This window comes from Acinetobacter sp. LipI_15 (genome assembly GCF_058242865.1).
This window is the reverse complement of the sequence record NZ_JBZAYN010000001.1, coordinates 125507-148453: the sequence shown is the minus strand read 5'-3', so window position 1 is coordinate 148453 and position 22947 is coordinate 125507. Positions and strand designations below refer to the sequence as shown.

Sequence of the window (22947 nt, the reverse complement as noted above, 5' to 3'; positions counted from 1 at the left end):
TGCCGCTTGGCTTTATCACAGCGTGATCTCATTTGCCAATGTGTGCAGTTCGTCGACTTAATATAGTTTTGACAATACATATTGTCAATGTCATCTTGGGACGTGCTAAGCTGTTGAAATCGCCAATGCTTAAACATAGGTTTAAACTGAAATTATTGCTAAAATAAGACAAAATTCTGCTTTAGTTCAGCGTATATTTTCATGACAGATGCAACAAATCACACAGAACAACAACAGGCAAAAAATGTGAAGGAACGTCAATTTAAAGGGCTTTCTCTCAGTGAACGTAAGCAAGCGCGACGTGAAAAACTGATTGAAGCCGGTATAGAAGCCTATGGTACACATGGCTTTTTTTCCGTGACCGTGAAAGATATTTGTTTGGAAGCCAAGCTGACCGAACGCTATTTTTACGAATCATTTAAGAAAAGTGAGCAACTGTTCCAGACCATCTTTTTAAAATTAATCGATGAACTGCAACAAAATGTGATGCAAGCCATCATGCAAGCATCCACCGATTCTAAAAAAATGATTGAAGCAGGTTTAACCGCCCTACTGTTAACTTTAAAAAATAATCCCCGTATGGCGCGCATCATTTACATCGATGCTATGTTGGTACAAGAGCTACATAACCAAGCCACGATTCATGAAACCATGATGCGCTTTGACCGTATGATTCATGCCTTTGTCATGCTGATGATGCCGAATATTGATCGTTCAGAACGTGAAATTTCGATGGTTGCAACCGGTCTCAATGGTTATGTCACCCAAATTGCGATTCGCTGGGTCATGAGTGGTTATAAACAACCGATTGACGAAGTTTTATCGTCATGTAGCGTGGTCTTTTTGGCCTTGTTGGATGCTTTTTCTGAAAAACCCAGTAAATAAATTCTGAGGTCAACACTGATCTTTACAATTTTTTTGAATGATTTTTTTGTGACAACAACATGATGCAAAGCCCATGTTGTTGAATATTTCAGGATTTAAATTGTCACAATTTCTTTCTAAACCCCAATGAAAGATCATTTTTGCAATGATACTGTCATAATTAATCTTTGTAATAAGCCTGTCATAAATATAAAACGGTCTACCGTTTACATAAAATAGGGTATTGCGCTGTGAAAGATGACTATATTTTAATCGTCGACGACGAACTCCCGATTCGGGAAATGATCCATACTTCACTGGATATGGCTGGTTTTCAATGTCAGCAAGCTGAAGATGCCAAACAAGCGCACCAAATGATTGTGGATCAGCGTCCTGCACTGATTTTGTTGGATTGGATGATGCCTGGTGGCGTGAGTGGTGTAGACCTATGTCGTCGTTTAAAACGCGATGAAAATTTGTCAGAAATTCCAGTCATCATGCTCACTGCGCGCGGCGAAGAAGACCATAAAGTCCAAGGTCTAGACGCAGGCGCAGATGACTACATGACCAAACCCTTTTCCACCCGTGAGTTGGTGTCACGCATTAAAGCGGTGCTACGTCGCTCAAATGCCTTGGGTGGTGAAAAAACCATTGATGCCAATGGCTTAATCCTCGATCCAGTCAGCCAACGTGTCAGCTTTGGCAACACCATTTTAGATATGGGACCGACTGAATATCGCCTACTGGCCTTTTTCATGACTCATCCTGAACGTGCCTACACTCGTGCTCAATTATTAGATCAGGTTTGGGGTGGAAACGTGTATATTGAGGACCGTACCATTGACGTTCATATTCGTCGTTTGCGTAAAGTTCTTGAACCTTTCCAAGCCGATCGTTATGTCCAAACTGTTCGTGGTACAGGTTACCGTTTCTCTACCCGTGCCGATGCTGTGATGGGTTAGTCATTTTAGGTCTTTAATTTTATATGTATGAACCGTATCCCGTCCCTGAACTTGCCAGTGAACATAAAAAATTCCGTTACAGCAGTTTATGGACTTTTGCCAAGCAGGATTTGAGACTGCTGGCATTTTTCCTACTCATTGCTGCACTCATCGGCTTTGGTACCGGGTACTTATGGATCTGCATCTTAATTGCCTTTGCAGTGTTTTTTGCATTGCAAATGCGTTCGCTGTACTTGGTCAACGAATGGATTTCAAACCGTCCTTATGATGTCCCGCCAAATTTAGACGGTATTTGGGGGGCTTTACTCTTTAATGTATACCGTGCCCAGCGCCAAGAACGCATCGTACAAGCTGAAATGGTCGGCCTAATTGACCGCGCTCAATCTTCCTTGGTGGCGCTTGCTGAAGCTGTGGTATTGATTGATGAATTACATCAAATCGAATGGTGGAACCCTGCCGCAGAAAAGCTTTTGGGGATTCAACAGCTCGATCAAGGGCGCAATATTTTAAGCATTTTAAGACAGCCTAGTTTTATCGAATACTTTACCAATATCGATTTAGCCCCCGATGGTTTGAAAATGAAATCATCGGTACTTGAAGACCATTATGTGCAAGTGAAATTAACCCGTTTTGGTCGCGAAAGTCGTTTATTGGTGGCTTATGACGTCACGCGCATGCATAACCTTGAGCAAATGCGTAAAGACTTTGTCGATAATATTTCACATGAGTTACGCACACCGCTCACGGTTTTAAGTGGTTATATCGAAACCTTTACCGATCAGGAAGATTTAAATCCACGCTGGAAACGCGCATTCGATCAAATGCAGTCTCAAACCCGCCGTATGAATGCTTTGGTTAATGACTTGTTATTATTATCTCGTCTGGAAAATGATAAAAAAGTTGCTAAAAATCAAATCATTGAAATGCCCAGCCTAATGAACCAACTATATGACGATGCACATGCTTACAATGTGGATTATGGACATACACTGAATCTCGAGATTGATAGTCACTGTGACCTAATCGGATCAGATATGGAATTGGCGAGTGCCTTTAGTAACCTCATCACCAATGCAATTAAATACACCCCCAAAGGCGGTACTGTGACCATTGGATGGCATGATGATGGTACGCATGGTTATTTTACCGTTGAAGATACGGGTATCGGGATTGACCCGAAACACTTACCCCGTTTAACGGAACGGTTTTACCGTGTGGACAGCGCACGTAGTCGCCAAACGGGAGGAACAGGTTTAGGTCTTGCCATCGTGAAACACGTTTTGATGCAACATCAGGCACACCTTGAAATTGAGTCCAAAGAAAACCGTGGTTCGCTGTTTAAAGTCGTCTTCCCTAAAGAACGCTTGTATCATGTGAGCTAAGCGGAATCATGCTGCCGGTCTTGCTGTGCTTCCAACTGTTGTTCTTGTTGTTTGGCACGGCGATATGCAGGACGCTGTTGCATCCGTTGTAAGAAAGCCTGAATTTGTGGATATCGCCCTTGAGTTCTGGTCATGACGGCTTCTAATGGAAACGTCATCTGAATATCCGCAAAGCTAAACGGTCCCGCAAAATATTCATTTTCCGCTAAATGGTTTTCTAAAAACTCGATATGTTCTTTTAAGCGAGGTCGTACAAAACCTTTTTTGACCCCATCACAAATGCGATTAGCTACGGGTTTGATGACCCAAGGTACATGGCGTGGCACATTGCTCATGACCAACTGCATCACCAACAACGGCATTAGAGAACCTTCGGCATAATGCATCCAAAAGCGATATTGTTGTTTTGAATGTTCCGCCTTGGCTGCAAAAAAATCATGCCGATCATACTTCTCTTGTAAATACTCCAAGATCGCTGCAGATTCTACCAAGACCAGTCCATCATCCTGCAATATGGGCGACTTCCCTAAAGGATGGATGGCTTTAAGCTCAGGAGGAGCAGACAAATTTGGCTGGCGCAGATAAAACTGAACCTGATAATCCAGTCCTAATTCCTGCATTGCCCATAAAATACGAAATGAACGAGATTTTTCTAGATGATGTAGCACCCGCATGGGTTCATCTCCTATATGAAGTCTAAAATTTTCTTATTTCTGGCAAGCCATTACTATTTTGAAGTACTTAAATCATAAAAAGTGTCAGATCACTGCTTAGGGCTATATCAAAACTAAATTTTGTACAGTACAGCAGCGACCTGCATTTAAATTAAACTAGAGTGGTTTTAATGTCTATACTGCGCAATAAAGTTTTTGTCACAGGGGTTTTTTCACAAATGGACAAGATTTTTTGCTCTAATTCTGCATCCAAGGGCGTTTGAAAATGCAGGCGTCGCTCAACCCATTCAGCTCCTTCACGGTTCGCACAAAAGTCTGCCTCAACACGAAACTCACCCAATTGAATTTGTTTATGTGCTGCATACATGCGCAAAGTAATCATGGTGCATGAAATTAAGGAGGCACACAGTAAATCATACGGTGCTAAACCTAAATCCCCGCCACCAAATGATTCGGGCTTATCGGTAATAAGTTGATGTTTTCCACTCTGAACTTCACCTGACCACGGTGCTTCTAAGGTGTTTACTGTTGCCGTTGCGACGATACCCATAATGACTCCCTCATGGTTATGCCGCACCATTTTTACCACAGGTACGGCTGTTCATTTTTATTTTTAAGTTAACGTGATGGACGCATTTTATCAGGGAAAGCCGGTGCTTCTAGTCGTGGACCATCATAGTCAGGAATAGAGCCAAAGCGTTCGTCCTGATTAATCCACTGCTCACGGGCAATATTCAATTCTTCTTGTGTGCGCCCCACAAAATTCCACCACAGCAGAATCGGTGATTCAAAAGGTTCACCCCCTAATAATAAAACACGGCCACCTGCGTGCAGATCAATTTTGACTTGGGTTAAGCCCGGCTCAAGTACCACCATATTGTCTTCATTGAGCTCGTGACCATTGACACTGGCAGTCCCTTCGAGGGCCATAAAGCCATATTCAAATTTTGGATTGAGCGGCAAGACGGTACTTTGACTTTCCGAACTACGCAGATCGACACCTAATAATTCACTATGTACTTTTACCGGCGATTTAGTCTGTAAAAATTCACCCACCAATACCGTCAATTCAATCCCGTCTTGTGTCACCACAGGCAACTCTGGGTAATGGTCAAACTGGGGCGCCATATTGATTTTGTCATCTGGCAATGCAATCCAAAGCTGCGCAGCATGCATTTGTGTTTCAGACTCTGGAGCAACCTCAGTATGCGAAATACCATAACCTGCCGTCATGAGATTGACTTGTTTGGGCTGAATTAACTGATGTGTGCCCAAACTGTCGGTATGCATCATGGTGCCATCAATCATCCAGGTAAACGTTTGCAAACCAATATGTGGATGTGGACCGACATCTAAGCCATCACCTTGCGGAAAATGCACTGGACCGGCATGATCAAGGAAACACCATGCACCAATCATCCGTTTATGACGACTTGGTAAAGCACGTTTAATCACTGTGCCTTGACCAATTTCAGCACGGCGCAGTGGAAATTCTTGAATGAACTGATTGACGTATTTTTCACAATCGTCGGAATGAGATATTTCTGTGTAATTAGTATTGGTCATATTCTTACCCTAAATTTGGCTAAGCCGATGCAAGGACTACCGGCTAGAGCTATGCATTTTTTTCCATTATATCTGCATTAACTCAATCTTCTTCAGCTGTCATTAATACGCTGAATCACAGAGATAGGACAATCGTTTTTTTGTTGCCTAATATGACATACAGCATAACAGTTATTGATGCTTATTTAGACAATATCCAATGCGAAATTACTTGTTCAAATCACGTGAAATGTAAATTTAAGTAACATAAGTTAACACTCACTTTTGACCAAACAATACCAAATAATTCACAAATCATTGAAATAACGTGTTTAATTTTAAACAAAAATGATATAGATTATTTGAGTTACATAAAATTACATACAAACCATGCTCATCCGTCGGTAATCTTGCATGATCAATGAGTATAAGAAAGAATCACGTGCACTGATCCAAAAAGCCTTGAAAGGAACCGTTGTTCGCGTTCCTGCTCAATTTCGTCAAGAATTTTTCCACTACCATCGTCGTCAACTTTTTAAATTCTTTTTCCAAGTCAACATCGTTGCACAATTGGCCTATCTCTCTTATGCCATAGCGGATTGGTTTATGTTGCCCGATGTGGGCTTGCTCGCGATAGGCTTAAAAACGGCCTATACCTTACTGATGATGGGCATCACATGGGGCATTTATACATATAGCAAGAGCATTTTACTCTTTGACTTGATGCTTCCCCTATCGATCGTTGGCGCTTCTGCGCTGTGGTTTAGCCTACTCAATTTATCCAATAGCCCCGATGTGCCGATCTATTTATATGCATCCTTGGTTTTTATTGTGTTAGCCAATTTATGTGTGCAAATCCGCTTTAAGGCTGCTGTGTTCATTTCTCTATGTATCAGTCTAATTTTACTGATTGGGGTATATTTCGCCATTTCTGGCAATATCCATCAACTGCAACTGTTTATCTTGATCTATTCGCCCGTGTTGTTATTTAATTTGTATATCAGTTGGAATTCAACGCAAAAATCTAGAATTGTATTTTTACACAGTAAACTCGATCAGTTGAACCGTGAAGCGCTCAATATTGTGGCGCATACCGACGTGCTGACCGGCTTAAACAATCGCCGTCAATTTATTCAACTTGCCAATTATCATATTCATCATCAGTCCAAACCGTTACAGCCACTTTCATTACTGATTTTTGATGTCGACAAATTTAAAAATATTAATGATCAGTTTGGGAACTATATTGGTGATCATGTTTTACAACAAATTGCCGAAACGTGCCGACATACTTTACGTAGCCAAGACATCATTGCCCGCTTCGGTGGTGAAGAATTTATTATCCTTTTACCGCAGACACACCTGCGTCAGGCTCAAGATATTGCCGAACGTCTGCGACGGGCAATAGCCGATGATTATTTAGAACTTGATACACTACAAAAACTTAAATTTACCGTTTCAATTGGTGTTGCCGAATTTGGTCAAAAAAACCGAGATTTACAAAGTGTCATTCGCATGGCCGATCAGGCACTTTACCAAGCAAAATCTGCAGGACGCAATCAAATTTCAACTTATAAAACAGCAATTTAATAATATATTTTGTAACATTCATCAGACGATTTCTTATCATTCATTCGAAAAATCCCTAGTTTCAGGTAGATATTTTTGTATATTTTTTATTCATAATTTTCCTAAGCCATTTATGGAGAAGGGACATGTCTGTTGATGTACGAATGAGTTCTCGGACTAATTCGTCTGCTCAGGAAGTTCGTAAAAATCATAATCATACTTTGAAACTTTCTGAGTGTGATCTTGCCAATCGTGCCGAGATTGAACAAGCCATTGCAGATCCTTTTGCACGTATTCCTACGCAGTTTAGAAACTATTTTCTACAACATCAGTATGGCCATCAGTTACCTTATTTACGTCAAGTGAATTACATGGCGCAGATTACATTTCTTCTTTATTTCTTTGCTGACATTTTTATTATCCCTGACATGTTCTTTTGGTCAGGTCTTTCTCGAGTGGCCATGATTATTGCTGCCCTATTGGTCAGCTTCTATCTGTTTAAATACAAAAAAGATATTCGTGTGCTCGACATGATCTTACCGATTGGGACGGTCTGTAGCACCGCGATTTGGATTGGCTTATTATTGGCTTCAGATAGCCCAATGGTCTCGTCCTATATCTATGGTGCAGCGATCTTTATCTTGATTGCCAATGTCTGCGTACAAACACAATTTAAGCCAGCCTTGTATTGTTCGGGCCTCATTTCGCTATTGGTGTATTTTGCGGTGAGTCAGCTTTTATCATGGCAAGAAGCTCTGATTTTTGTGGTGGTGTCTATTCCTGTTTGGATGATCAGCCTGCATATGAGTTGGAACAATACACTCAATGCACGTCGTCATTTTTTACGTACCCTACTTGACGACTGGAATATGCATACACTGAAAAATTTAGCGCATACAGATGAGCTCACCCAGTTATACAACCGTCGGCAGTTTGTTCAGTTGGCTGAGCATCGCATCCATGAATGGCCAACGCCTGCAAGTACTTGCTTATTGATGTTTGATGTCGATCATTTTAAACATATTAATGATAATTACGGGCATGATGTTGGTGATCAGGTACTGCAATGTATCGCTGAAACCACCCGCAAAGAAATGCGCCAAAAAGATGTCTTGGCTCGCTTTGGTGGCGAAGAATTTATTGTGCTGCTGTCGGAAACGCAAATACAGGATGCAATGTTAATCGCAGAACGTATTCGTCTAACGCTTCAAAATCAATCATTGCTGAATGTCGCAAATCACCCGATCCAATTTACCGTTTCCATTGGTGTTTCACAGCTTAAATCACATAAGCAAAATTTAACTGAACTGATTAAGCAAGCGGATATTGCGCTGTATCAGGCAAAAGAAAATGGCCGTAACCGTGTAGAGCGCTATGATTCAAGCATGAAACCCGAACGTAAATCGACGAAGTCTTGGCAAAGCTTTACCCATAAAGCGAAGCCTAAAGCTGAACCGAATAATGAAAGCGATAGTAGTTGGTCAATTGTTTATAAATAGAATGTTGAGATATAAAAAAAGGACGCTGAAGCGTCCTTTTTTTATTGGATATATCTTAAATGAGATACTGCCACAGGCATCTTGCACAAAATTTAAAGCAGTGCTTTAAATCTTGTTCATGGCGTAAAACTGGCACGAAGCAGTGCTTCGTGAAACCCCAGTCTGGCGCAGGCATAGCCTTTGCCGTAATTTAGGCAAGAAACGTTGTTTCTTGAAATCCCTAAATTACTCCCACTCAATCGTAGCAGGTGGTTTAGACGATACGTCATAAACAACACGAGAAACTTCTGCAATTTCGTTCATAATACGTGTAGAAATCTTGTCTACAAGATCATAAGGAAGGTGTGCAAAACGTGCAGTCATAAAGTCCACAGTTTCTACAGCACGAAGCGCGATCACCCATGCATAACGACGGCCATCACCTACGACACCCACAGATTTCACAGGTTGGAATACAGCAAATGCTTGTGCAGTTTTGTCATACCAGCCGCTTGCGCGAAGTTCTTGCATGAAGATGTCATCTGCTAGACGAAGGATATCTGCATATTCTTTTTTCACTTCACCAAGAATACGTACACCTAGACCTGGGCCTGGGAATGGATGACGGTAAAGCATTTCAAATGGAAGACCAAGAGTTGTACCTAAACGGCGTACTTCGTCTTTGAACAAATCACGAATTGGCTCAACCAATTCGAATGCTAAATCTTCTGGTAAACCACCCACGTTGTGGTGTGATTTAATCACGTGTGCTTTACCTTGTTTGCTTGCCGCAGATTCAATTACGTCTGGGTAAATGGTACCTTGAGCAAGGAAGTTCACACCGTCAAGCTTACGTGCTTCTTCAGCAAACACTTCAATGAATTCACGACCAATGATTTTACGTTTTTTCTCTGGATCAACTTCACCAGCAAGTGCTGTTAAAAAGCGATTTTCAGCATCGGCACGAATCACGCGGATACCCATGTTTTTCGCAAACATGTCCATCACTTGCTCGCCTTCGTTCAAACGAAGTAAACCGTTATCTACGAATACACAAGTCAATTGGTCGCCAATCGCACGGTGTAAAAGTGCAGCTACAACAGATGAATCTACGCCACCTGAAAGACCCAATAGAACTTTTTGATCACCAATTTGCTCACGCAGTTGTTCTACGCGAAGATCGATAATGTTTTCTGAGTTCCACAAGTTACGGCAACCACATACACCATGTACGAAGTTAGACAATAACTCAGCACCTTTCGCAGTGTGTGTCACTTCTGGGTGGAATTGGATACCGTAGAAACGACGTTTTTCATCAGAAACCATCGCCACTGGGCAGCTTGGTGTGCTTGCAGTGATTTGGAAACCTTCAGGAATTTGAGTCACTTTATCGCCATGACTCATCCACACTTTTAATTGGTCTTTGGTATCTTCAAGATCACCAATTAAAGCATCACGGACTTTAATATCAACTTCTGCATAACCAAATTCATGCACAGTACCTGGCTCAACTTTACCGCCAAGTTGTTCTGACATGGTTTGTAGACCATAGCAAATACCTAAAACAGGTACACCAAGTTCAAATACAACTTGTGGTGCGCGCGGACTACCTTCTTCATGAACACTTTCTGGACCACCTGAAAGAATGATCCCGTTTGGGTTAAATGCACGAATGTCTTCTTCAGACATATCAAATGCGTACATTTCTGAATAAACACCAGCTTCACGTACACGACGTGCAATAAGCTGACTATATTGAGAACCGAAATCCAAAATCAGGATACGGTCTTCAGTAATTTGGGTATTGGTAGTCATGGCAAACAACTATGCAGGCAACGAATATAAGCGCCGTATTCTAACATTTTTCTTGGACTTTCGCACACTATTCGGACAGGGGCAAAAACCACAAGCCAAACGATGTTTTTTACAACACATTTCAGGGCTTTATTGATTTACTTTAAATCAGCGATAGACATGAAAAAAGCGGCAGAACGCCGCTTTGATGGATGCTCGGACTCATGACCGCTTTATTTTGATTTTTCGATCCAATGATCAAAACTGAATTTACCTGCACCATGTAACATGAGAAATAATAAGCCGCCTGACATCGCCAAATTTTTCATAAAGTTAATGCCATCTTCTGCACCACCATGGAATAAAAATGCAGTGATTAAACTAAATACGGTTAGACCCAGTGCCGCAAAACGCGCTTGAAAACCAAACAATAAAGCTAAGCCACCACCCAACTCGACTAAAATGGTGATCGGAAGTAGCCCTGCCGGTACACCCATTGACTCCATATAACCTGCGGTTGCAGTGTAAGCGGTAATTTTGCCCCAACCTGCCACAATAAAAATATAAGCCATCAAAATACGTGCAACGAGACTGATTACCGCATTGATTTGCGGCTGTTGACTCAGATTTTTCACCACTAGATTTGGATTAAACATACTGAAACCTATTTTTAATACTGTTCAAAAGATGTGCTTAGATTAGGTCGTTTCTTATTCTCTTTAAATATGCTTTTATAATACTCATCATTCCATATATAGAACGATTTTACTGATAATTAATTACGTTTTAATACTGACTTTGCTGCCCCAGACTGATAGCATCAGACCACTATTTTACGCATATAAGCCCCATGGAACTGATTGATTTTATACTACATGTTGATGACCATTTACTCGAGTTCATTACCAATTATGGCGTATGGATTTATGCAATTCTGTTCCTGATTATTTTTGTTGAAACCGGTTTAGTGGTCATGCCCTTTTTACCGGGTGACAGTCTTCTGTTTGCAGCAGGCGCGCTCGCTGCGTCAACAGGTGCCATGGATCCATGGGTTTTGGTGATTTTGCTGTTTATCGCTGCGATCTTGGGCGACACGCTGAATTACCATATTGGTAAATATATTGGCCCACGTGTCTTTGAAATTGAATCACGCTTCATTAACCGCCAACATTTGGTCAATACGCAAAAATTCTTTGAAAAACACGGTGGTAAAACCATTATTTTTGCCCGCTTTATTCCTTTTGCACGAACCTTCGCACCTTTTGTGGCAGGTGCAGGCAGCATGAACTACAAGTACTTCCTGACTTTTAACATGATTGGTGCGATTTGTTGGGTCGGCTCATTTATCACTTTAGGCTATTTATTTGGCAATATGCCCATCGTGAAAGATAACTTCACCCATCTGATCTTTGGCATCATTATTATTAGTGTTTTACCGGGTGTGATTGGTTTTATTCGAGCAAAATTAAAGAAATAAACCGATATGGTGAACGCCTTTAAGCAAAAAAGCGCAAAACCACGGGAAACATACATAAAATCAGCATCAGGGCCGATCCTTTATACAGAAGATCGGCCTTAATTTTTTGAGTCTTACCCGCCAAAATTGTCCGTCCAAATGACATCCAAAACAACGCAACAGGCAGCAAAACCACACTAAATACAGCAAAAACCAAAATAAAATTTAATGGGCTTGCCCAAGTTTCTATCGGGAAAATACCTGCAGCAAAAAGCAAGGCTTTCGGATTTTTTAATGAGGAAATGAATAATTCACGTGGTTGAATTGAAGGATGTTTTTGATTGTACTGATGTAAATGCGTCGATTTCCACAAATGAAAAGCCAACCATAAAACATAGGCAATACTGAGAAAATGTAGCAAGTGAATTAAATTCGGCCACACTGGAGCGCTTAAATGAATAATCAACGCCCACAAATTAATGGCATAGAAATAGCCCAATAATTCTGCAGGAATCAGCATGCACGTCTTTGCAATGCCTTGTTGATGTGCAGAGCTTGCCATTAGTGCATTGCTAGGTCCCGGCGTCATCATCACCGCAATCATTGCCAATACAAAAAGCCAACTCTCAATCATAAATACCCAGACAATGTTTCAAAGCGCACACCTTAGCCGAAATGAATTTAAAAAAACAAGTACGCGCTAGGTCAGTTTTATCCTTGTACAAGTCAATGCACTCACGCTGAATGTTCAAGACCAGAAGGAGGTATTGAAATCCACAAATAATATTTAATTTAATTTTTTCATATATTTAAATATTTTATTGGCTCTAAATAGTGCAGTTTATTTGGCTCAAAAAAAATGCCAGTAGACGCCTCGCCTACTGACAAATTTTATTACACTTTTCTCATAGCACAGGCCTAAGCCTCTGCTCATGATCCGCTTATGATTTTGCTGCAGTAGCCGAATTTGCGCGAACGATAATCGGACAACCTTTAAATTTTGCTGCCTGTACAATCGCTTCTTGCTCACCTAGAACGCGTGAAAGTTCGGTACGTTTGGTATTTGAAGATTGTCCCATATTGACCGAAATACTCGGACCAATGCCCCAACCTCCACGGCTGCCCCAGCCACCACCAAGGCCAACACCGACACCAACGCCTGTGCGCTTCGGCGTTTCTACACCATTTTGAATATAGTCGTGGATTCGGTTGTATTCGCTTTGCAATTGTTGGCAACTCAAAGACTGATACTGTGTAGGTGAAACATAGCTTGGTTTAGGCGTACTTGCACATGCACCCAATACAACAGCAGTGAAAGCAACTAGACCACATTTAAGTGCATTCATACTTTTCTCGATACTACTTTTGCTCAATTTCATTGAACAATGATTGATAGGCTTGCGTCAATTTATGATCTGCAACCAAATGGATTAAAGGTTGATTTTTATGATGAGATTCTTTCATCAGCACCGAAGGCGGTAACATGCTGTCCAATACAGGCAGACCTTCATCTTTGAGTTGTTGTACAACTTCGCGCGGCAACTTCGCCTGTGCCTGAAATTGATTGACCACAATGCCTTCAATTTCCAAATGATCATTATGATCATCCTGCGTTTCTAACACATTTTCGATCAGGGTCTGTAAGGCACGTTTTGAAAACACGTCACAGTCAAATGGAATCAGCACGCGATCTGCCGCAATCAGCGCAGATAAAGTAAAAAAGTTAAAGGCCGGCGGTGTATCAATAAATACTCGATCATATTGACCGCTCATCTGCTGCAAAGCATCACGCAGTTTGTAAATTTTATGCTTAGATTCTAAGGCATGTGCCAACGCGCCTAAATTTGGACTGGCAGGAATCACATCTAAGCGTGGATAAGGTGATGCATGCACATAGCTTTCCAAACCTTTGGCACGACCTTTCAAAATCGAACCGATGGCATTTCCCAACAAACCTTTACTTTGTTGTGTCCCCAAGACTTCTTCAAAATAATTTTCAATATTGGGTTCAAGTGCAGGCTTATCTGCCGAATACGTCGCATCATCCCCCAACAAATATTGACTTGAATTGGCTTGAGGGTCGAGGTCAATCACCAAAGTTTTTAAACCTTGGTGCGCGCTTATCGCCGCTAAATTGACCGTAATACTCGATTTCCCCACACCACCTTTTTGGTTAAATACCACACGCGTACGCATTCAAAACCCTCTAATCTTTGTTTTTCTACTCAAGCCTTGAAATCGGCCATGTGGATAAGCCATTTATCCAAAAACTGGTTTGATTATAACCAATGTAATGATGAAAATAAGTGCAATAGCTGCAATAAATAAGCCCGCACGGCGCTGAACCAATAAAATACTGTCATCTTTTTTATACGCTTTAGATAAAGAAGACAGCAGCACCAAAAACAGCACAACTTTGGCATAGAACCATGGCTGCACATCAAAGTTCTTCATAAACAATAAGATAATTCCAGTCACGGCAATTAATGTCATTGAGCCATGTTGCAAAGCAACAAAAAACTTCCGCCCTGCCGGATTGGGTAAATTGCCCTGCGTCCCTTTAAACAACGTAAAAGCACGAATGAAAATGGCAGCACAGCCTAAAGCCACACCACACATATGAATGATTTTAATGATTAATTGCGTTTCCATGGCTCACCTTAAGATGACTTAGGTGCATGCGCACATTCAGGGCTAGTGGTGTCTTGACCTTTCCATTCTTCGGGTAAAAACGCATGAATGGCCAAGGCATGAATTTGCCCCGGACTAAGTAAATCACCGGCTGCGGCATAGACTTTTTGATGACGTTGCACCAAACGCAAACCTGCAAATGCCTCACTCACGATCACTGCTTTAAAATGCGACTCTTTACCTGGGAAATAACCTCCATGACCTGCGGACTCATTCACCACTTCAAGATGTGTAGGCGCTAATGTCTGTAGACGCTCAATTAATTGCTGTTCTAAACTCAAAACGGCTCTCCCAAATTCAAAAAAAGGTTCAACTGGTCTTAGTATAGCCTGTATTTGTTGAAGTTCTTGTGTCGCAAACTTGCTGAAACCATCTGAATTGCATGATTTCATCAAAATGGAAGCCTTTGACCTACAAAAATCTTCCGAATTTCAAACAAATTGTTTTTATTTTATGCAAACGATGCACAGATTTTCATAAAGTTATTGACCTGAAAAATCCTTAATGTATTATACGTGGCTATGCGGGAATAGCTCAGTTGGTAGAGCATAACCTTGCCAAGGTTGGGGTCGGGAGTTCGAGTCTCCTTTCCCGCTCAAAATTTTTTCATTCGGTTTTTTATTTAAAAAATTGGATAGACTCCGCGGGAATAGCTCAGTTGGTAGAGCATAACCTTGCCAAGGTTGGGGTCGGGAGTTCGAGTCTCCTTTCCCGCTCCAAATTTTTTTCGATTCAGTTTTTTAGTAAAAAAACAGGATAGACTCCGCGGGAATAGCTCAGTTGGTAGAGCATAACCTTGCCAAGGTTGGGGTCGGGAGTTCGAGTCTCCTTTCCCGCTCCAAATTCAAAAAGCCCTCATCGAAAGATGGGGGCTTTTTTTATGACTAATTTTATTCATTTTTTGAAAACCTCCTACTACTAGCTACTCGAAAATTAGGATTATTCTTTAAATATACGAGACAAAATAACATCCCTTGATTTGATAATATGTGATGAAACACCGTGTATCAAATAAATTACATGACTCTCTTACTCCCTATAATTAAGGTGACGAATTAAGCATAAAAAGGGACTTTAAAAGTTGAATGCGATCTACGTTTTAGAATTTGTGAAAAACTATGATTAGTGTAGTTAATTACTTATTAAAATTTTAGATATTGATCATTATTTTTTCAAAAAAAACCAAAGCCTAAGCTTTGGTTTTTTAGTAAATTGTATGTCAATTATTTTTGATCAGGCAAAGCATAGGCAATGATGTAATCACCTACATCTTTAGAGTGGCTTGCACCACCTGCAGAAATAACCACATATTGTTTTCCAGTTTTTGGTGACTTATAAATCAATGGTGCTGCAACAGCAGCCACAGGAAGTTCAGCTTTCCACACTTCTTTACCGGTTTTAGAGTCTAAAGCACGTAAGTAGTAATCTTGAGTACCTGCAAAGAATACTAGACCAGAAGCAGTTGACGTTGGACCACCTAAAGTAGGCATACCAAGAGGCATTGGCATATGAGATTTAATACCTAAAGGTCCAAGTTGTTCAGCAGTCCCCATTGGCACTTCCCAAACGACTTTTTTAGATTTCAAATCAATCGCTGTCATGGTTCCGAACGGAGGGCGGTTACATGGTACACCCAATGCAGACTGCATGATGTCGATTTTTACACCTGCATATGGACCTGCAAATTGTGGACGTACAGTCCCCATGAATCCTGGAACTTCATCCGTTGAGATTTTGTACTTGCCCATGTCTTCTTTACGTACAAGAGACATACGAAGTGGCATACGCATATCGTTGACGAACATCAAACCTGTTGATTCATCGATAGAAATACCACCCCAGTTCATACCACCTAAAAGACTTGGCCATTCTATATATGGTTTTTCACCCGGCGGGGTATAAAGACCTTGATACACAGAATCTTTATAATCAATACGACAGTTTAATTGGTCAAAGGTAGAGATCCCCCACATGTCTTTTTCACGTAAAGTGTCATTCCCAATTTGTGGCATATCGACAGAATATGGTTGAGTTGGAGAAAGTTTTTCACCTTCAGCAGCACCAGAGGTTGGAACGGCTTTTTCAACCACTTTAGACACAGGTTTACCCGTACGACGGTCTAAGACAAAGATTTGTCCCATTTTAGTGGTTTGAATCAATGCAGGAACTTTTTCACCTTGATCATTGGTCATGGTGTAAAGCACAGGTTGTGACGGTAAGTCATAATCCCATACGTCATGATGCACAATTTGATACGACCACACTGTTTTACCAGTCGTTGCATTGACAGCAACGACAGCCGAACCAAATTTCTCTTTAGCACCACTACGGTCACCACCCCAATAATCTGGAGGACCATTACCAGTAGGTAAATAAACAAGATTTAAGTCTTTGTCATAGGTTGGAATGGTCCACATGTTTGGCGTTTCAAGGGTATAACCTTTACCATCTTTAGGCTCACCAACAAGTTCAGGATTACCAATATCCCACGCCCAAGCCAATTTACCTGTACGAACATCATAGGCACGTACGACACCAGAAGGCTCGCCGTGCACAATATCACGGACCCAGCCACCTAAAATTGCAACATGACCTGCAATGAGAGGAGTTGATGTTGGGTGGTAGCGTTTACTTTGTTCAGTTGGCCCCATGTCATGTAAAACATCGACTTGACCATTGATACCAAACTCAGGGCATAAAGCACCTGTTTTCGCATTCAAGGCAATTAAACGACCATCAACAGTAGAGGTTAAAATACGTTGTGGACATGCTTTGATGCCGTTAGATGCTAAATCGGCAGGTGTAAGTGATTTATCTTTAGTTGCATCGTAGTAGCCTACACCACGACAGGTAATATGTTCCGCAGTTTTTGCTTTAGGATCATATTTCCAAAGTGCTTTACCACTATCACCATCAATGGCAGTGATAATATTGGTCGGTGTACATGAATACAGTGTGCTACCAATTTGAATGGGTGTATTTTCGTCTACACCTGCTTTCAAATCACGACCCGTATGGTAGGTCCAAGCAACTTTCAAATCTTTGACATTTTCAGGGGTAATGTCAGTATATGGAGCGAAACGTGTACCGTTACCATTACGACCAAAATACTCCCAGTTGTCTGGGTTTTCAGCATTTGGTTTTGCTAAACTTGGATCTTGTACGAGATCAACTGGATTTAAAATTTTGCCATGTGGGAAGAATGCGGCAATCAGCGCAACCACACAGGCAGCTAAACCAACGAATCCAACTTGATTGGCTATTTTAACTTTTGTGAGGCTCAGTGCAGGCAGACTACGACTTGCCCATAGGCTTAAAACAAATAAAACAGTTGGGGTCACTAAACGTGGAATATATTGCCAAAAGTCAAAACCTTGCACTTCAGCAATTGCCCAGATCACAGTTGCAATAAATGTGATGATAGACAACCAAAAGCCAGCGGCTTTTTTCATTGCATATAAAACAGCGATGACGATATACGCAACACCAGCAATGAGATAATAGCTTGAACCACCGAGACTCAATAATTTAGAACCTTGGATGATTAAATATAGTGCGATCAGAGCAGTCAGTACGATAAAAAAATATCGGTAGACTTTAGCCCCTACACGCTCTTGCGGAGAGGTTTGTTCTGTGTTCATACCTTGCCTCTGGGTAATATAGGCTTGGTTAAATAGTCAAAAAATTAGAATAAAGTAAAGTCTTTTAAATCGTATGCTATAAATACATGGTGCCCAACAAAACGCATTTGAAATCGTATAAATCTAATTACATTCTACTCATTCAATTCTTGAAGTTATGGCTAGCATTCAGTTTTAAATACTTACAGATAAGGAAATAATTTGGGCTATTGATACCAAATAGTTGCCTATGTAACGAAGTTTGAAGATTGAGTACAATCACACACTGTGATTGTACTTTAGTAGTAGAAGTATACTCCTTTTCAAGTATTGTGTTTTGATCGACATGCTTATTCAAAGATTCAAAAAATTAAGCCCTCCTAAACAACTTAGATTTAAGTCATCATTGAGGGGTGAAAACAGCCTCGTTCGTTCAATTGATTTCAAACCATTACACATGCATGAATCTGATTAATTTAAGAAATATTGAACTGGTAATTTAGAATCTCATCCTTTATTCCTGTTCGAAGCAATTTCTTAACTGCATTGGCAACGATATTCAGACTGAGGTTTCCACTCATCCCATTTAATGTATGTTAAAACATCAAGCTCTAGAGCCAATAGCTAGATGAAGCCTATCACTACTTTCTTTATAGCTATCGTAATATTACTAAGCTTTTGTCTTCTACAAAGAAAGTGAGATAATTTGGAGCGATTCAGACGAATCTACAATGTTAAATGAGGCCTTGAACAAAGCTATACTTCATTCAAATAGAAGTATCTAACCCACTGTCTTAGATATATTATTTTTAAGGTTGAATATCTGCAAAGTTGCTAATACCTTATTTTCTAATAAATTCATTTGTTGTTATTTCTACATCTATTGTTTTAAATCAAACACTTATTTTATCAAATTTGCATAATTTTTATGCAGATTAAATGCTAAAAAGACATTCTGCTAAGTTAAGAATAATCCATCATTTAAAGAATCACGCATTTACGAGTAGCGTTTTGATATCTATTAAAGGTGTCATTATGTCTCATTTAATCTCTGAAAATATTCATGTTATTGAAAATGACTTAGAAGCAATTCATGCAGCGTATCACGTTGCAGATTTTGCTTTGGAAGGTCGAAATGAACGTGATCAGAACCGCCTACTGCCTTTTGCAGAAATCGACTTGTTTAGTCAGAAAGGTTTAGGCGGCATTCGTATTCCCAAAAAATTTGGCGGTGCCTACGTGTCCAACAAGACACTGGCGCAGGTTTTTCGCATTATCAATAAAGCAGATTCTAGCGTGGGCCAAATTCCACAAAACCAAATTGCCTTGCTGTATATGATTGACCTCATGGGAACGGATGAACAAAAAGCCTTTATTTTTAATGAAATTTTACAGGGAAAACGTTTAGCCAATGGTGGCCCAGAGCGCAATACCAAAGACACCAAAACCTTAAATACAACGCTGCGCATTGAAAATGGAACGTATGTGGTCGATGGTGAAAAGTTCTATTCGACCGGCAGTAATTTTGCAGATTGGTTGGCGATTAAAGCCGTTCACCCTGAAGGTCATGTTGTCCTGACCATCATTGATCGACACGCTACAGGCGTAGAAGTGATTGATAACTGGAATGGTTTTGGCCAACGCACAACGTCTAGTGGCACTGTCAAACTGAATCATGTGGCAGTAGATCCCCTATTAATTTTTGATGAACGTAAGCTTTCTGCAGGGCCAACGTATCGCGGTGCCTTTTCGCAATTGATGCAAGTCGCGATCGATGTGGGGATTGCGGAAGCTGCCTTTGCAGACACCCTTTCTGCGGTACAAAAAGCCCGTCCAATTGTAGATGCACAAGTCGAGAAAGCCAGTTTTGAGCCTTACACCCTACAGGAAGTGGGTAAATCTGCCGTTTTATTGGATGCTGCGATTCTACTTTTAGATGAAGCCGCAGATTACCTCGATGAATTAGATCAGCTTGATCAGGTGAGCGAACAACAAGCTGCTCTAGCTTCGATTCGTGTCGCTGAAGCCAAAATCTATGCCAATGATGCAGCCTTACAGATCTCTGAAAAACTCCTTGAATTAGGCGGCAGCCGTGCAAGTTTGAGTGCCCATAACCTTGATCAACACTGGCGCAATGCCCGAGTACACACCTTACATGATCCTGTGCGATGGAAGCTGCATACCTTAGGCGACTATTACTTAAATCATAAATTACCTGCACGCCATGCGTGGATTTAAGGAGAATTCTGATGACCTCATTTCCAAATATTAATTCGCTACAGGCCATATCAACAACACCTGCGCATATTATTCAGTCCGATGCAGAAGCACTTGAAATTGCAAAACAATTAGCCGAACAATTTAGAAAAAATGCCGTGCAACGTGATGCCGAACGCATACTGCCGTTTGATGAAATCGAGGCCTATAGTCAATCTGGTCTCTGGGCAATCACGGTTCCCAAGGCATTTGGCGGTGCCGAAGTTTCAAGTTATACCGTGGCGCAAGTGATTGCGCTTATGAGTGGTGTAGATGGCTCAATTGGGCAAATTCCACAAAACCATTTTTATGCATTGGAAGTATTACGAAACACCGGCACAACTGAACAAAAGCAAAAGCTTTATGCCGAAGTGCTTGCTGGCGCTCGTTTTGGCAATGCCTTAGCCGAGTTTAAAACCAAAACCGCTGCTCAAAAACAAACGTCGATTCGCCCTCATGACGATGGTTTTGTAGTGAATGGTGAAAAGTTTTATTGCACCGGCAGTTTATTTGCACATCGGATTCCTACATTGGTCAAAGACCCCGATGGTCGTGAATATTTAGCCTTTATTGCACGTGAAAGTGCAGGTCTAGAGCTGATCGATGATTGGACAGGGTTTGGACAACGCACCACGGGCAGCGGTTCTGTAAAATTTCATCAAGTTGCGGTTCCTGCCACAGATGTCATTCCCTTTGATCGTGCATTTACGGAACCCACATTGGTTGGGCCATTTGCGCAAATTATGCATGCTGCGATTGAAGTCGGGATTGCCCGTGCAGCCTTTGAAGAAAGTTTGCGCCGCGTACACCAAGCTCGACCATGGATTGATTCCGGTCTTGATCTTGCTAGCGAAGATCCTTTAACCAAATACGAACTCGGTCGTATTGCCGCAGATGTTCGCGCCAGTGAGGTCTTGCTGAAACAAGCCGCTCGTGCCATCGATGCTGCTCGCCCACAGCCCAATGCCGAAAACATTGCAAAAGCCTCATTAGATGTTGCGAAAGTACGTGCGCATAGTACCGAAACTGCACTTAAAGCTGCATCAAAATTGATTGAGCTTGCAGGCAGCCGTGGCAGTCAGCGTGAAGATGGTCTAGATCGTTTTTGGCGTAATGCACGTGTTCATACCTTGCATGATGCAGGGCGATGGAAATATTTCTTTATTGCCAATTACCTCCTGAATGGCGTATTGCCCCCACGTCGAGGGACCTTGTAATGAGCCAAATTACAACGGCAGAGACCCAATCACATCCAGCCAAGAAAATTTTACTGAATGCCTTCGATATGAACTGTGTCGGGCATATCAATCATGGCTTATGGACTCATCCACGTGATGAATCGCACCGCTTTAATGAACTGAGCTATTGGACGGATCTTGCCAAAACCTTGGAGCAAGGGCTGTTTGACGGGCTATTTATTGCGGATATCACAGGGGTCTATGATGTTTATGAAGGTAACATCGATCTCACACTTAAAGAATCGATCCAACTGCCGAGCCATGACCCCAGCACCCTAATTTCTGCAATGGCTGCGGTCACTGAAAACTTAGGTTTTGGTGTAACAGTCAATTTGAGCTATGAAACGCCTTATCAATTTGCACGTCGATTTGCCAGCCTAGACCACCTGACCCAAGGTCGAATCGGTTGGAATATCGTGACTGGATATCTAGACAGTGCAGAACGCCTCATTGGGCAAAAAGGCTTGAAAGATCATGACCTACGCTATGAACAAGCTGAAGAGTTTTTGCAGCTTTGCTATAAGTTTTGGGAAGGTTCTTGGGAAAATGATGCAGTTCAAAAAGATAAAGCTCATCGCACCTTTAGCGACCCCAAAAAAGTACATGCCATTCAACACCAAGGGAAGTTCTATCAAAGCCAAGGGGTATTTCAAGTTTCTCCATCGATTCAGCGCACCCCTGTGTTGTATCAGGCCGGTGCTTCACCACGTGGTTTAGCTTTTGCTACGCAACATGCAGAAGGCATGTTTATCGGTGCAGACAGCGCAGAAAAAGTTAAAAATCAGGTACAAAAAATTCGCAGCCAAACCGCAGCGCAAGGTCGTGACCCACAAGCCATCAAACTCTTTGTAGGCATTACGGTAGTGACTGCAGAGACCGATGAGCTCGCCCAAGAGAAATTGGCTGAATACATTCGCTATGCCAACCCTGAAGCGGGACTGGCACACTTTTCCAGCTCGATTGGGATGAACCTCGCCAACTTTGCAGAAGATGAAGCCATTCCGTATCAGCAGACCAATAGCATCGCATCGGTCAATCAAAAATTTAAAGAGCAAAAAATTACTCGCCAAGATTTGCGTGCTCAGCACGTTCTAGGTGGGCGATATCCGCTCTTTGTCGGAAGTGGCGCCAACGTTGCAGAACAGTTGATTGATTATTTGGATGAAACTGGCATCGATGGATTTAATCTGACTCGCACCGTTGCACCTGAGTCACATCAAGATTTTATCCGTTTGGTCATTCCTGAATTACAGCAACGTGGTCGCTATAAAACTGCGTATGACACTGGCAGTTTAAGGCAAAAACTGTTTCAACAAGGTGACCATTTAGCGACGACACATCCCGCTCATCGCTACCGATGTCGCACTTCCGACACATCATCTCAGGCAGCACTTAAAAACGTTGAGACAGCATAAGCT

At 41.5% G+C, this 22947-nt stretch carries 20 protein-coding genes and 3 tRNA genes; 12 read left to right on the top strand and 11 right to left on the bottom strand.

Annotated elements, in window-relative coordinates; translation table 11 throughout:
• Positions 1 to 201: 201 nt before the first annotated feature.
• The 3 genes from AC4CU0_RS00655 (at position 202) to phoR (ending at position 3208) form a co-directional block, all read left to right on the top strand.
• On the top strand, positions 202 to 885 hold the full coding sequence (locus tag AC4CU0_RS00655) for a TetR/AcrR family transcriptional regulator (protein WP_078191503.1): 684 nt from the start codon (positions 202 to 204) through the stop codon (positions 883 to 885).
• 230 nt (positions 886 to 1115) lie between these two features.
• Positions 1116 to 1826, top strand: coding sequence for a phosphate regulon transcriptional regulator PhoB (gene phoB, locus AC4CU0_RS00650; protein ID WP_078194048.1), 711 nt, complete (start codon positions 1116 to 1118; stop codon positions 1824 to 1826).
• Positions 1827 to 1849: 23 nt separating this feature from the next.
• Complete coding sequence (gene phoR, locus AC4CU0_RS00645; RefSeq protein WP_180107659.1) at positions 1850 to 3208, top strand: phosphate regulon sensor histidine kinase PhoR; 1359 nt, start codon at positions 1850 to 1852, stop codon at positions 3206 to 3208.
• Here the strand turns inward: phoR and AC4CU0_RS00640 are convergent.
• From AC4CU0_RS00640 to AC4CU0_RS00630, 3 genes are all read right to left on the bottom strand, one after another.
• Positions 3205 to 3882 carry a glutathione S-transferase family protein gene (locus AC4CU0_RS00640; RefSeq protein ID WP_180079001.1) on the bottom strand — a complete coding sequence of 226 codons (678 nt, stop codon included), beginning with the start codon at positions 3880 to 3882 and terminating at the stop codon, positions 3205 to 3207. The two genes, phoR and AC4CU0_RS00640, sit on opposite strands and share 4 nt — an antisense overlap.
• 151 nt (positions 3883 to 4033) lie before the next feature.
• Positions 4034 to 4432, bottom strand: coding sequence for an OsmC family protein (locus tag AC4CU0_RS00635; protein WP_490743575.1), 399 nt, complete (start codon positions 4430 to 4432; stop codon positions 4034 to 4036).
• Between the two features lie 68 nt (positions 4433 to 4500).
• Positions 4501 to 5448, bottom strand: coding sequence for a pirin family protein (locus tag AC4CU0_RS00630; protein WP_180039790.1), 948 nt, complete (start codon positions 5446 to 5448; stop codon positions 4501 to 4503).
• A 393-nt stretch (positions 5449 to 5841) separates the two neighbouring features.
• On the opposite strand from AC4CU0_RS00630, the gene AC4CU0_RS00625 reads away from it, so the two are divergent.
• Positions 5842 to 7017: a GGDEF domain-containing protein gene (locus tag AC4CU0_RS00625; RefSeq protein ID WP_490743574.1), complete on the top strand. Its 1176-nt coding sequence runs from the start codon at positions 5842 to 5844 to the stop codon at positions 7015 to 7017.
• Between the two features lie 143 nt (positions 7018 to 7160).
• On the top strand, positions 7161 to 8495 hold the full coding sequence (locus tag AC4CU0_RS00620; RefSeq protein ID WP_490743595.1) for a GGDEF domain-containing protein: 1335 nt from the start codon (positions 7161 to 7163) through the stop codon (positions 8493 to 8495).
• A 225-nt stretch (positions 8496 to 8720) separates the two neighbouring features.
• Here AC4CU0_RS00620 and guaA read toward each other — a convergent pair whose 3' ends face one another.
• Together guaA and AC4CU0_RS00610 are read right to left on the bottom strand one after the other, a co-directional pair.
• Positions 8721 to 10289, bottom strand: a complete 1569-nt coding sequence (gene guaA / locus AC4CU0_RS00615; protein WP_078194056.1) for a glutamine-hydrolyzing GMP synthase — start codon at positions 10287 to 10289, stop codon at positions 8721 to 8723.
• A 212-nt stretch (positions 10290 to 10501) separates the two neighbouring features.
• Positions 10502 to 10924, bottom strand: coding sequence for a DoxX family protein (locus tag AC4CU0_RS00610; RefSeq protein ID WP_078191513.1), 423 nt, complete (start codon positions 10922 to 10924; stop codon positions 10502 to 10504).
• Positions 10925 to 11118: 194 nt separating this feature from the next.
• On the opposite strand from AC4CU0_RS00610, the gene AC4CU0_RS00605 reads away from it, so the two are divergent.
• Entirely contained in the window at positions 11119 to 11745 is a 627-nt protein-coding gene (locus AC4CU0_RS00605) for a DedA family protein (RefSeq protein ID WP_490743573.1), read from the top strand.
• A gap of 19 nt (positions 11746 to 11764) precedes the next feature.
• Here AC4CU0_RS00605 and AC4CU0_RS00600 read toward each other — a convergent pair whose 3' ends face one another.
• The 5 genes from AC4CU0_RS00600 to AC4CU0_RS00580 all read right to left on the bottom strand — a co-directional run bounded on the left by AC4CU0_RS00600 (position 11765) and on the right by AC4CU0_RS00580 (position 14696).
• A complete protein-coding gene (locus tag AC4CU0_RS00600; protein ID WP_168378830.1) occupies positions 11765 to 12358 on the bottom strand; it encodes a LysE family translocator in 594 nt (197 codons plus the stop codon).
• Positions 12359 to 12665: 307 nt separating this feature from the next.
• Positions 12666 to 13070 (bottom strand): hypothetical protein, encoded by a 405-nt coding sequence (locus tag AC4CU0_RS00595; protein ID WP_078191516.1) that lies wholly within the window; start codon positions 13068 to 13070, stop codon positions 12666 to 12668.
• Positions 13071 to 13083: 13 nt separating this feature from the next.
• Positions 13084 to 13920 (bottom strand): ParA family protein, encoded by an 837-nt coding sequence (locus AC4CU0_RS00590; protein ID WP_313043768.1) that lies wholly within the window; start codon positions 13918 to 13920, stop codon positions 13084 to 13086.
• A gap of 63 nt (positions 13921 to 13983) precedes the next feature.
• Positions 13984 to 14376 carry a SirB2 family protein gene (locus AC4CU0_RS00585; protein ID WP_168378832.1) on the bottom strand — a complete coding sequence of 131 codons (393 nt, stop codon included), beginning with the start codon at positions 14374 to 14376 and terminating at the stop codon, positions 13984 to 13986.
• An 8-nt stretch (positions 14377 to 14384) separates the two neighbouring features.
• Positions 14385 to 14696: a BolA family protein gene (locus AC4CU0_RS00580; RefSeq protein WP_078191519.1), complete on the bottom strand. Its 312-nt coding sequence runs from the start codon at positions 14694 to 14696 to the stop codon at positions 14385 to 14387.
• Between the two features lie 242 nt (positions 14697 to 14938).
• Here AC4CU0_RS00580 and AC4CU0_RS00575 point away from each other — a divergent pair.
• From AC4CU0_RS00575 to AC4CU0_RS00565, 3 genes are all read left to right on the top strand, one after another.
• Positions 14939 to 15011, top strand: a tRNA-Gly gene (locus AC4CU0_RS00575).
• 47 nt (positions 15012 to 15058) lie between these two features.
• Positions 15059 to 15134, top strand: a tRNA-Gly gene (locus AC4CU0_RS00570).
• 46 nt (positions 15135 to 15180) lie between these two features.
• A tRNA-Gly gene (locus AC4CU0_RS00565) sits at positions 15181 to 15256 on the top strand.
• A 382-nt stretch (positions 15257 to 15638) separates the two neighbouring features.
• Here the strand turns inward: AC4CU0_RS00565 and AC4CU0_RS00560 are convergent.
• Positions 15639 to 18056 (bottom strand): membrane-bound PQQ-dependent dehydrogenase, glucose/quinate/shikimate family, encoded by a 2418-nt coding sequence (locus AC4CU0_RS00560; protein ID WP_168378843.1) that lies wholly within the window; start codon positions 18054 to 18056, stop codon positions 15639 to 15641.
• Between the two features lie 1014 nt (positions 18057 to 19070).
• On the opposite strand from AC4CU0_RS00560, the gene AC4CU0_RS00555 reads away from it, so the two are divergent.
• From AC4CU0_RS00555 to AC4CU0_RS00545, 3 genes are read left to right on the top strand one after another with little or no spacing between them, the layout of a single operon-like run.
• Complete coding sequence (locus AC4CU0_RS00555; RefSeq protein WP_490743572.1) at positions 19071 to 20273, top strand: SfnB family sulfur acquisition oxidoreductase; 1203 nt, start codon at positions 19071 to 19073, stop codon at positions 20271 to 20273.
• Positions 20274 to 20284: 11 nt separating this feature from the next.
• A complete protein-coding gene (locus AC4CU0_RS00550) occupies positions 20285 to 21508 on the top strand; it encodes an SfnB family sulfur acquisition oxidoreductase (RefSeq protein ID WP_168378845.1) in 1224 nt (407 codons plus the stop codon).
• Complete coding sequence (locus AC4CU0_RS00545; RefSeq protein ID WP_490743571.1) at positions 21508 to 22944, top strand: LLM class flavin-dependent oxidoreductase; 1437 nt, start codon at positions 21508 to 21510, stop codon at positions 22942 to 22944. The genes AC4CU0_RS00550 and AC4CU0_RS00545 overlap by 1 nt, the downstream gene beginning before the upstream one ends.
• The last annotated feature ends 3 nt before the right edge of the window (positions 22945 to 22947 follow it).

Excerpts from the sequence above, each read along its gene's own strand:
- AC4CU0_RS00655 (WP_078191503.1), top strand. The coding sequence starts at position 202 with ATGACAGATGCAACAAATCACACAGAACAACAACAGGCAAAAAATGTG.
- phoR (WP_180107659.1), top strand. The coding sequence starts at position 1,850 with ATGTATGAACCGTATCCCGTCCCTGAACTTGCCAGTGAACATAAAAAA.
- AC4CU0_RS00640 (WP_180079001.1), bottom strand. The coding sequence starts at position 3,882 with ATGCGGGTGCTACATCATCTAGAAAAATCTCGTTCATTTCGTATTTTA.
- AC4CU0_RS00635 (WP_490743575.1), bottom strand. The coding sequence starts at position 4,432 with ATGGGTATCGTCGCAACGGCAACAGTAAACACCTTAGAAGCACCGTGG.
- AC4CU0_RS00630 (WP_180039790.1), bottom strand. The coding sequence starts at position 5,448 with ATGACCAATACTAATTACACAGAAATATCTCATTCCGACGATTGTGAA.
- AC4CU0_RS00625 (WP_490743574.1), top strand. The coding sequence starts at position 5,842 with ATGATCAATGAGTATAAGAAAGAATCACGTGCACTGATCCAAAAAGCC.
- AC4CU0_RS00620 (WP_490743595.1), top strand. The coding sequence starts at position 7,161 with ATGAGTTCTCGGACTAATTCGTCTGCTCAGGAAGTTCGTAAAAATCAT.
- guaA (WP_078194056.1), bottom strand. The coding sequence starts at position 10,289 with ATGACTACCAATACCCAAATTACTGAAGACCGTATCCTGATTTTGGAT.
- AC4CU0_RS00610 (WP_078191513.1), bottom strand. The coding sequence starts at position 10,924 with ATGTTTAATCCAAATCTAGTGGTGAAAAATCTGAGTCAACAGCCGCAA.
- AC4CU0_RS00605 (WP_490743573.1), top strand. The coding sequence starts at position 11,119 with ATGGAACTGATTGATTTTATACTACATGTTGATGACCATTTACTCGAG.
- AC4CU0_RS00600 (WP_168378830.1), bottom strand. The coding sequence starts at position 12,358 with ATGATTGAGAGTTGGCTTTTTGTATTGGCAATGATTGCGGTGATGATG.
- AC4CU0_RS00595 (WP_078191516.1), bottom strand. The coding sequence starts at position 13,070 with ATGAATGCACTTAAATGTGGTCTAGTTGCTTTCACTGCTGTTGTATTG.
- AC4CU0_RS00590 (WP_313043768.1), bottom strand. The coding sequence starts at position 13,920 with ATGCGTACGCGTGTGGTATTTAACCAAAAAGGTGGTGTGGGGAAATCG.
- AC4CU0_RS00585 (WP_168378832.1), bottom strand. The coding sequence starts at position 14,376 with ATGGAAACGCAATTAATCATTAAAATCATTCATATGTGTGGTGTGGCT.
- AC4CU0_RS00560 (WP_168378843.1), bottom strand. The coding sequence starts at position 18,056 with ATGAACACAGAACAAACCTCTCCGCAAGAGCGTGTAGGGGCTAAAGTC.
- AC4CU0_RS00555 (WP_490743572.1), top strand. The coding sequence starts at position 19,071 with ATGTCTCATTTAATCTCTGAAAATATTCATGTTATTGAAAATGACTTA.
- AC4CU0_RS00550 (WP_168378845.1), top strand. The coding sequence starts at position 20,285 with ATGACCTCATTTCCAAATATTAATTCGCTACAGGCCATATCAACAACA.
- AC4CU0_RS00545 (WP_490743571.1), top strand. The coding sequence starts at position 21,508 with ATGAGCCAAATTACAACGGCAGAGACCCAATCACATCCAGCCAAGAAA.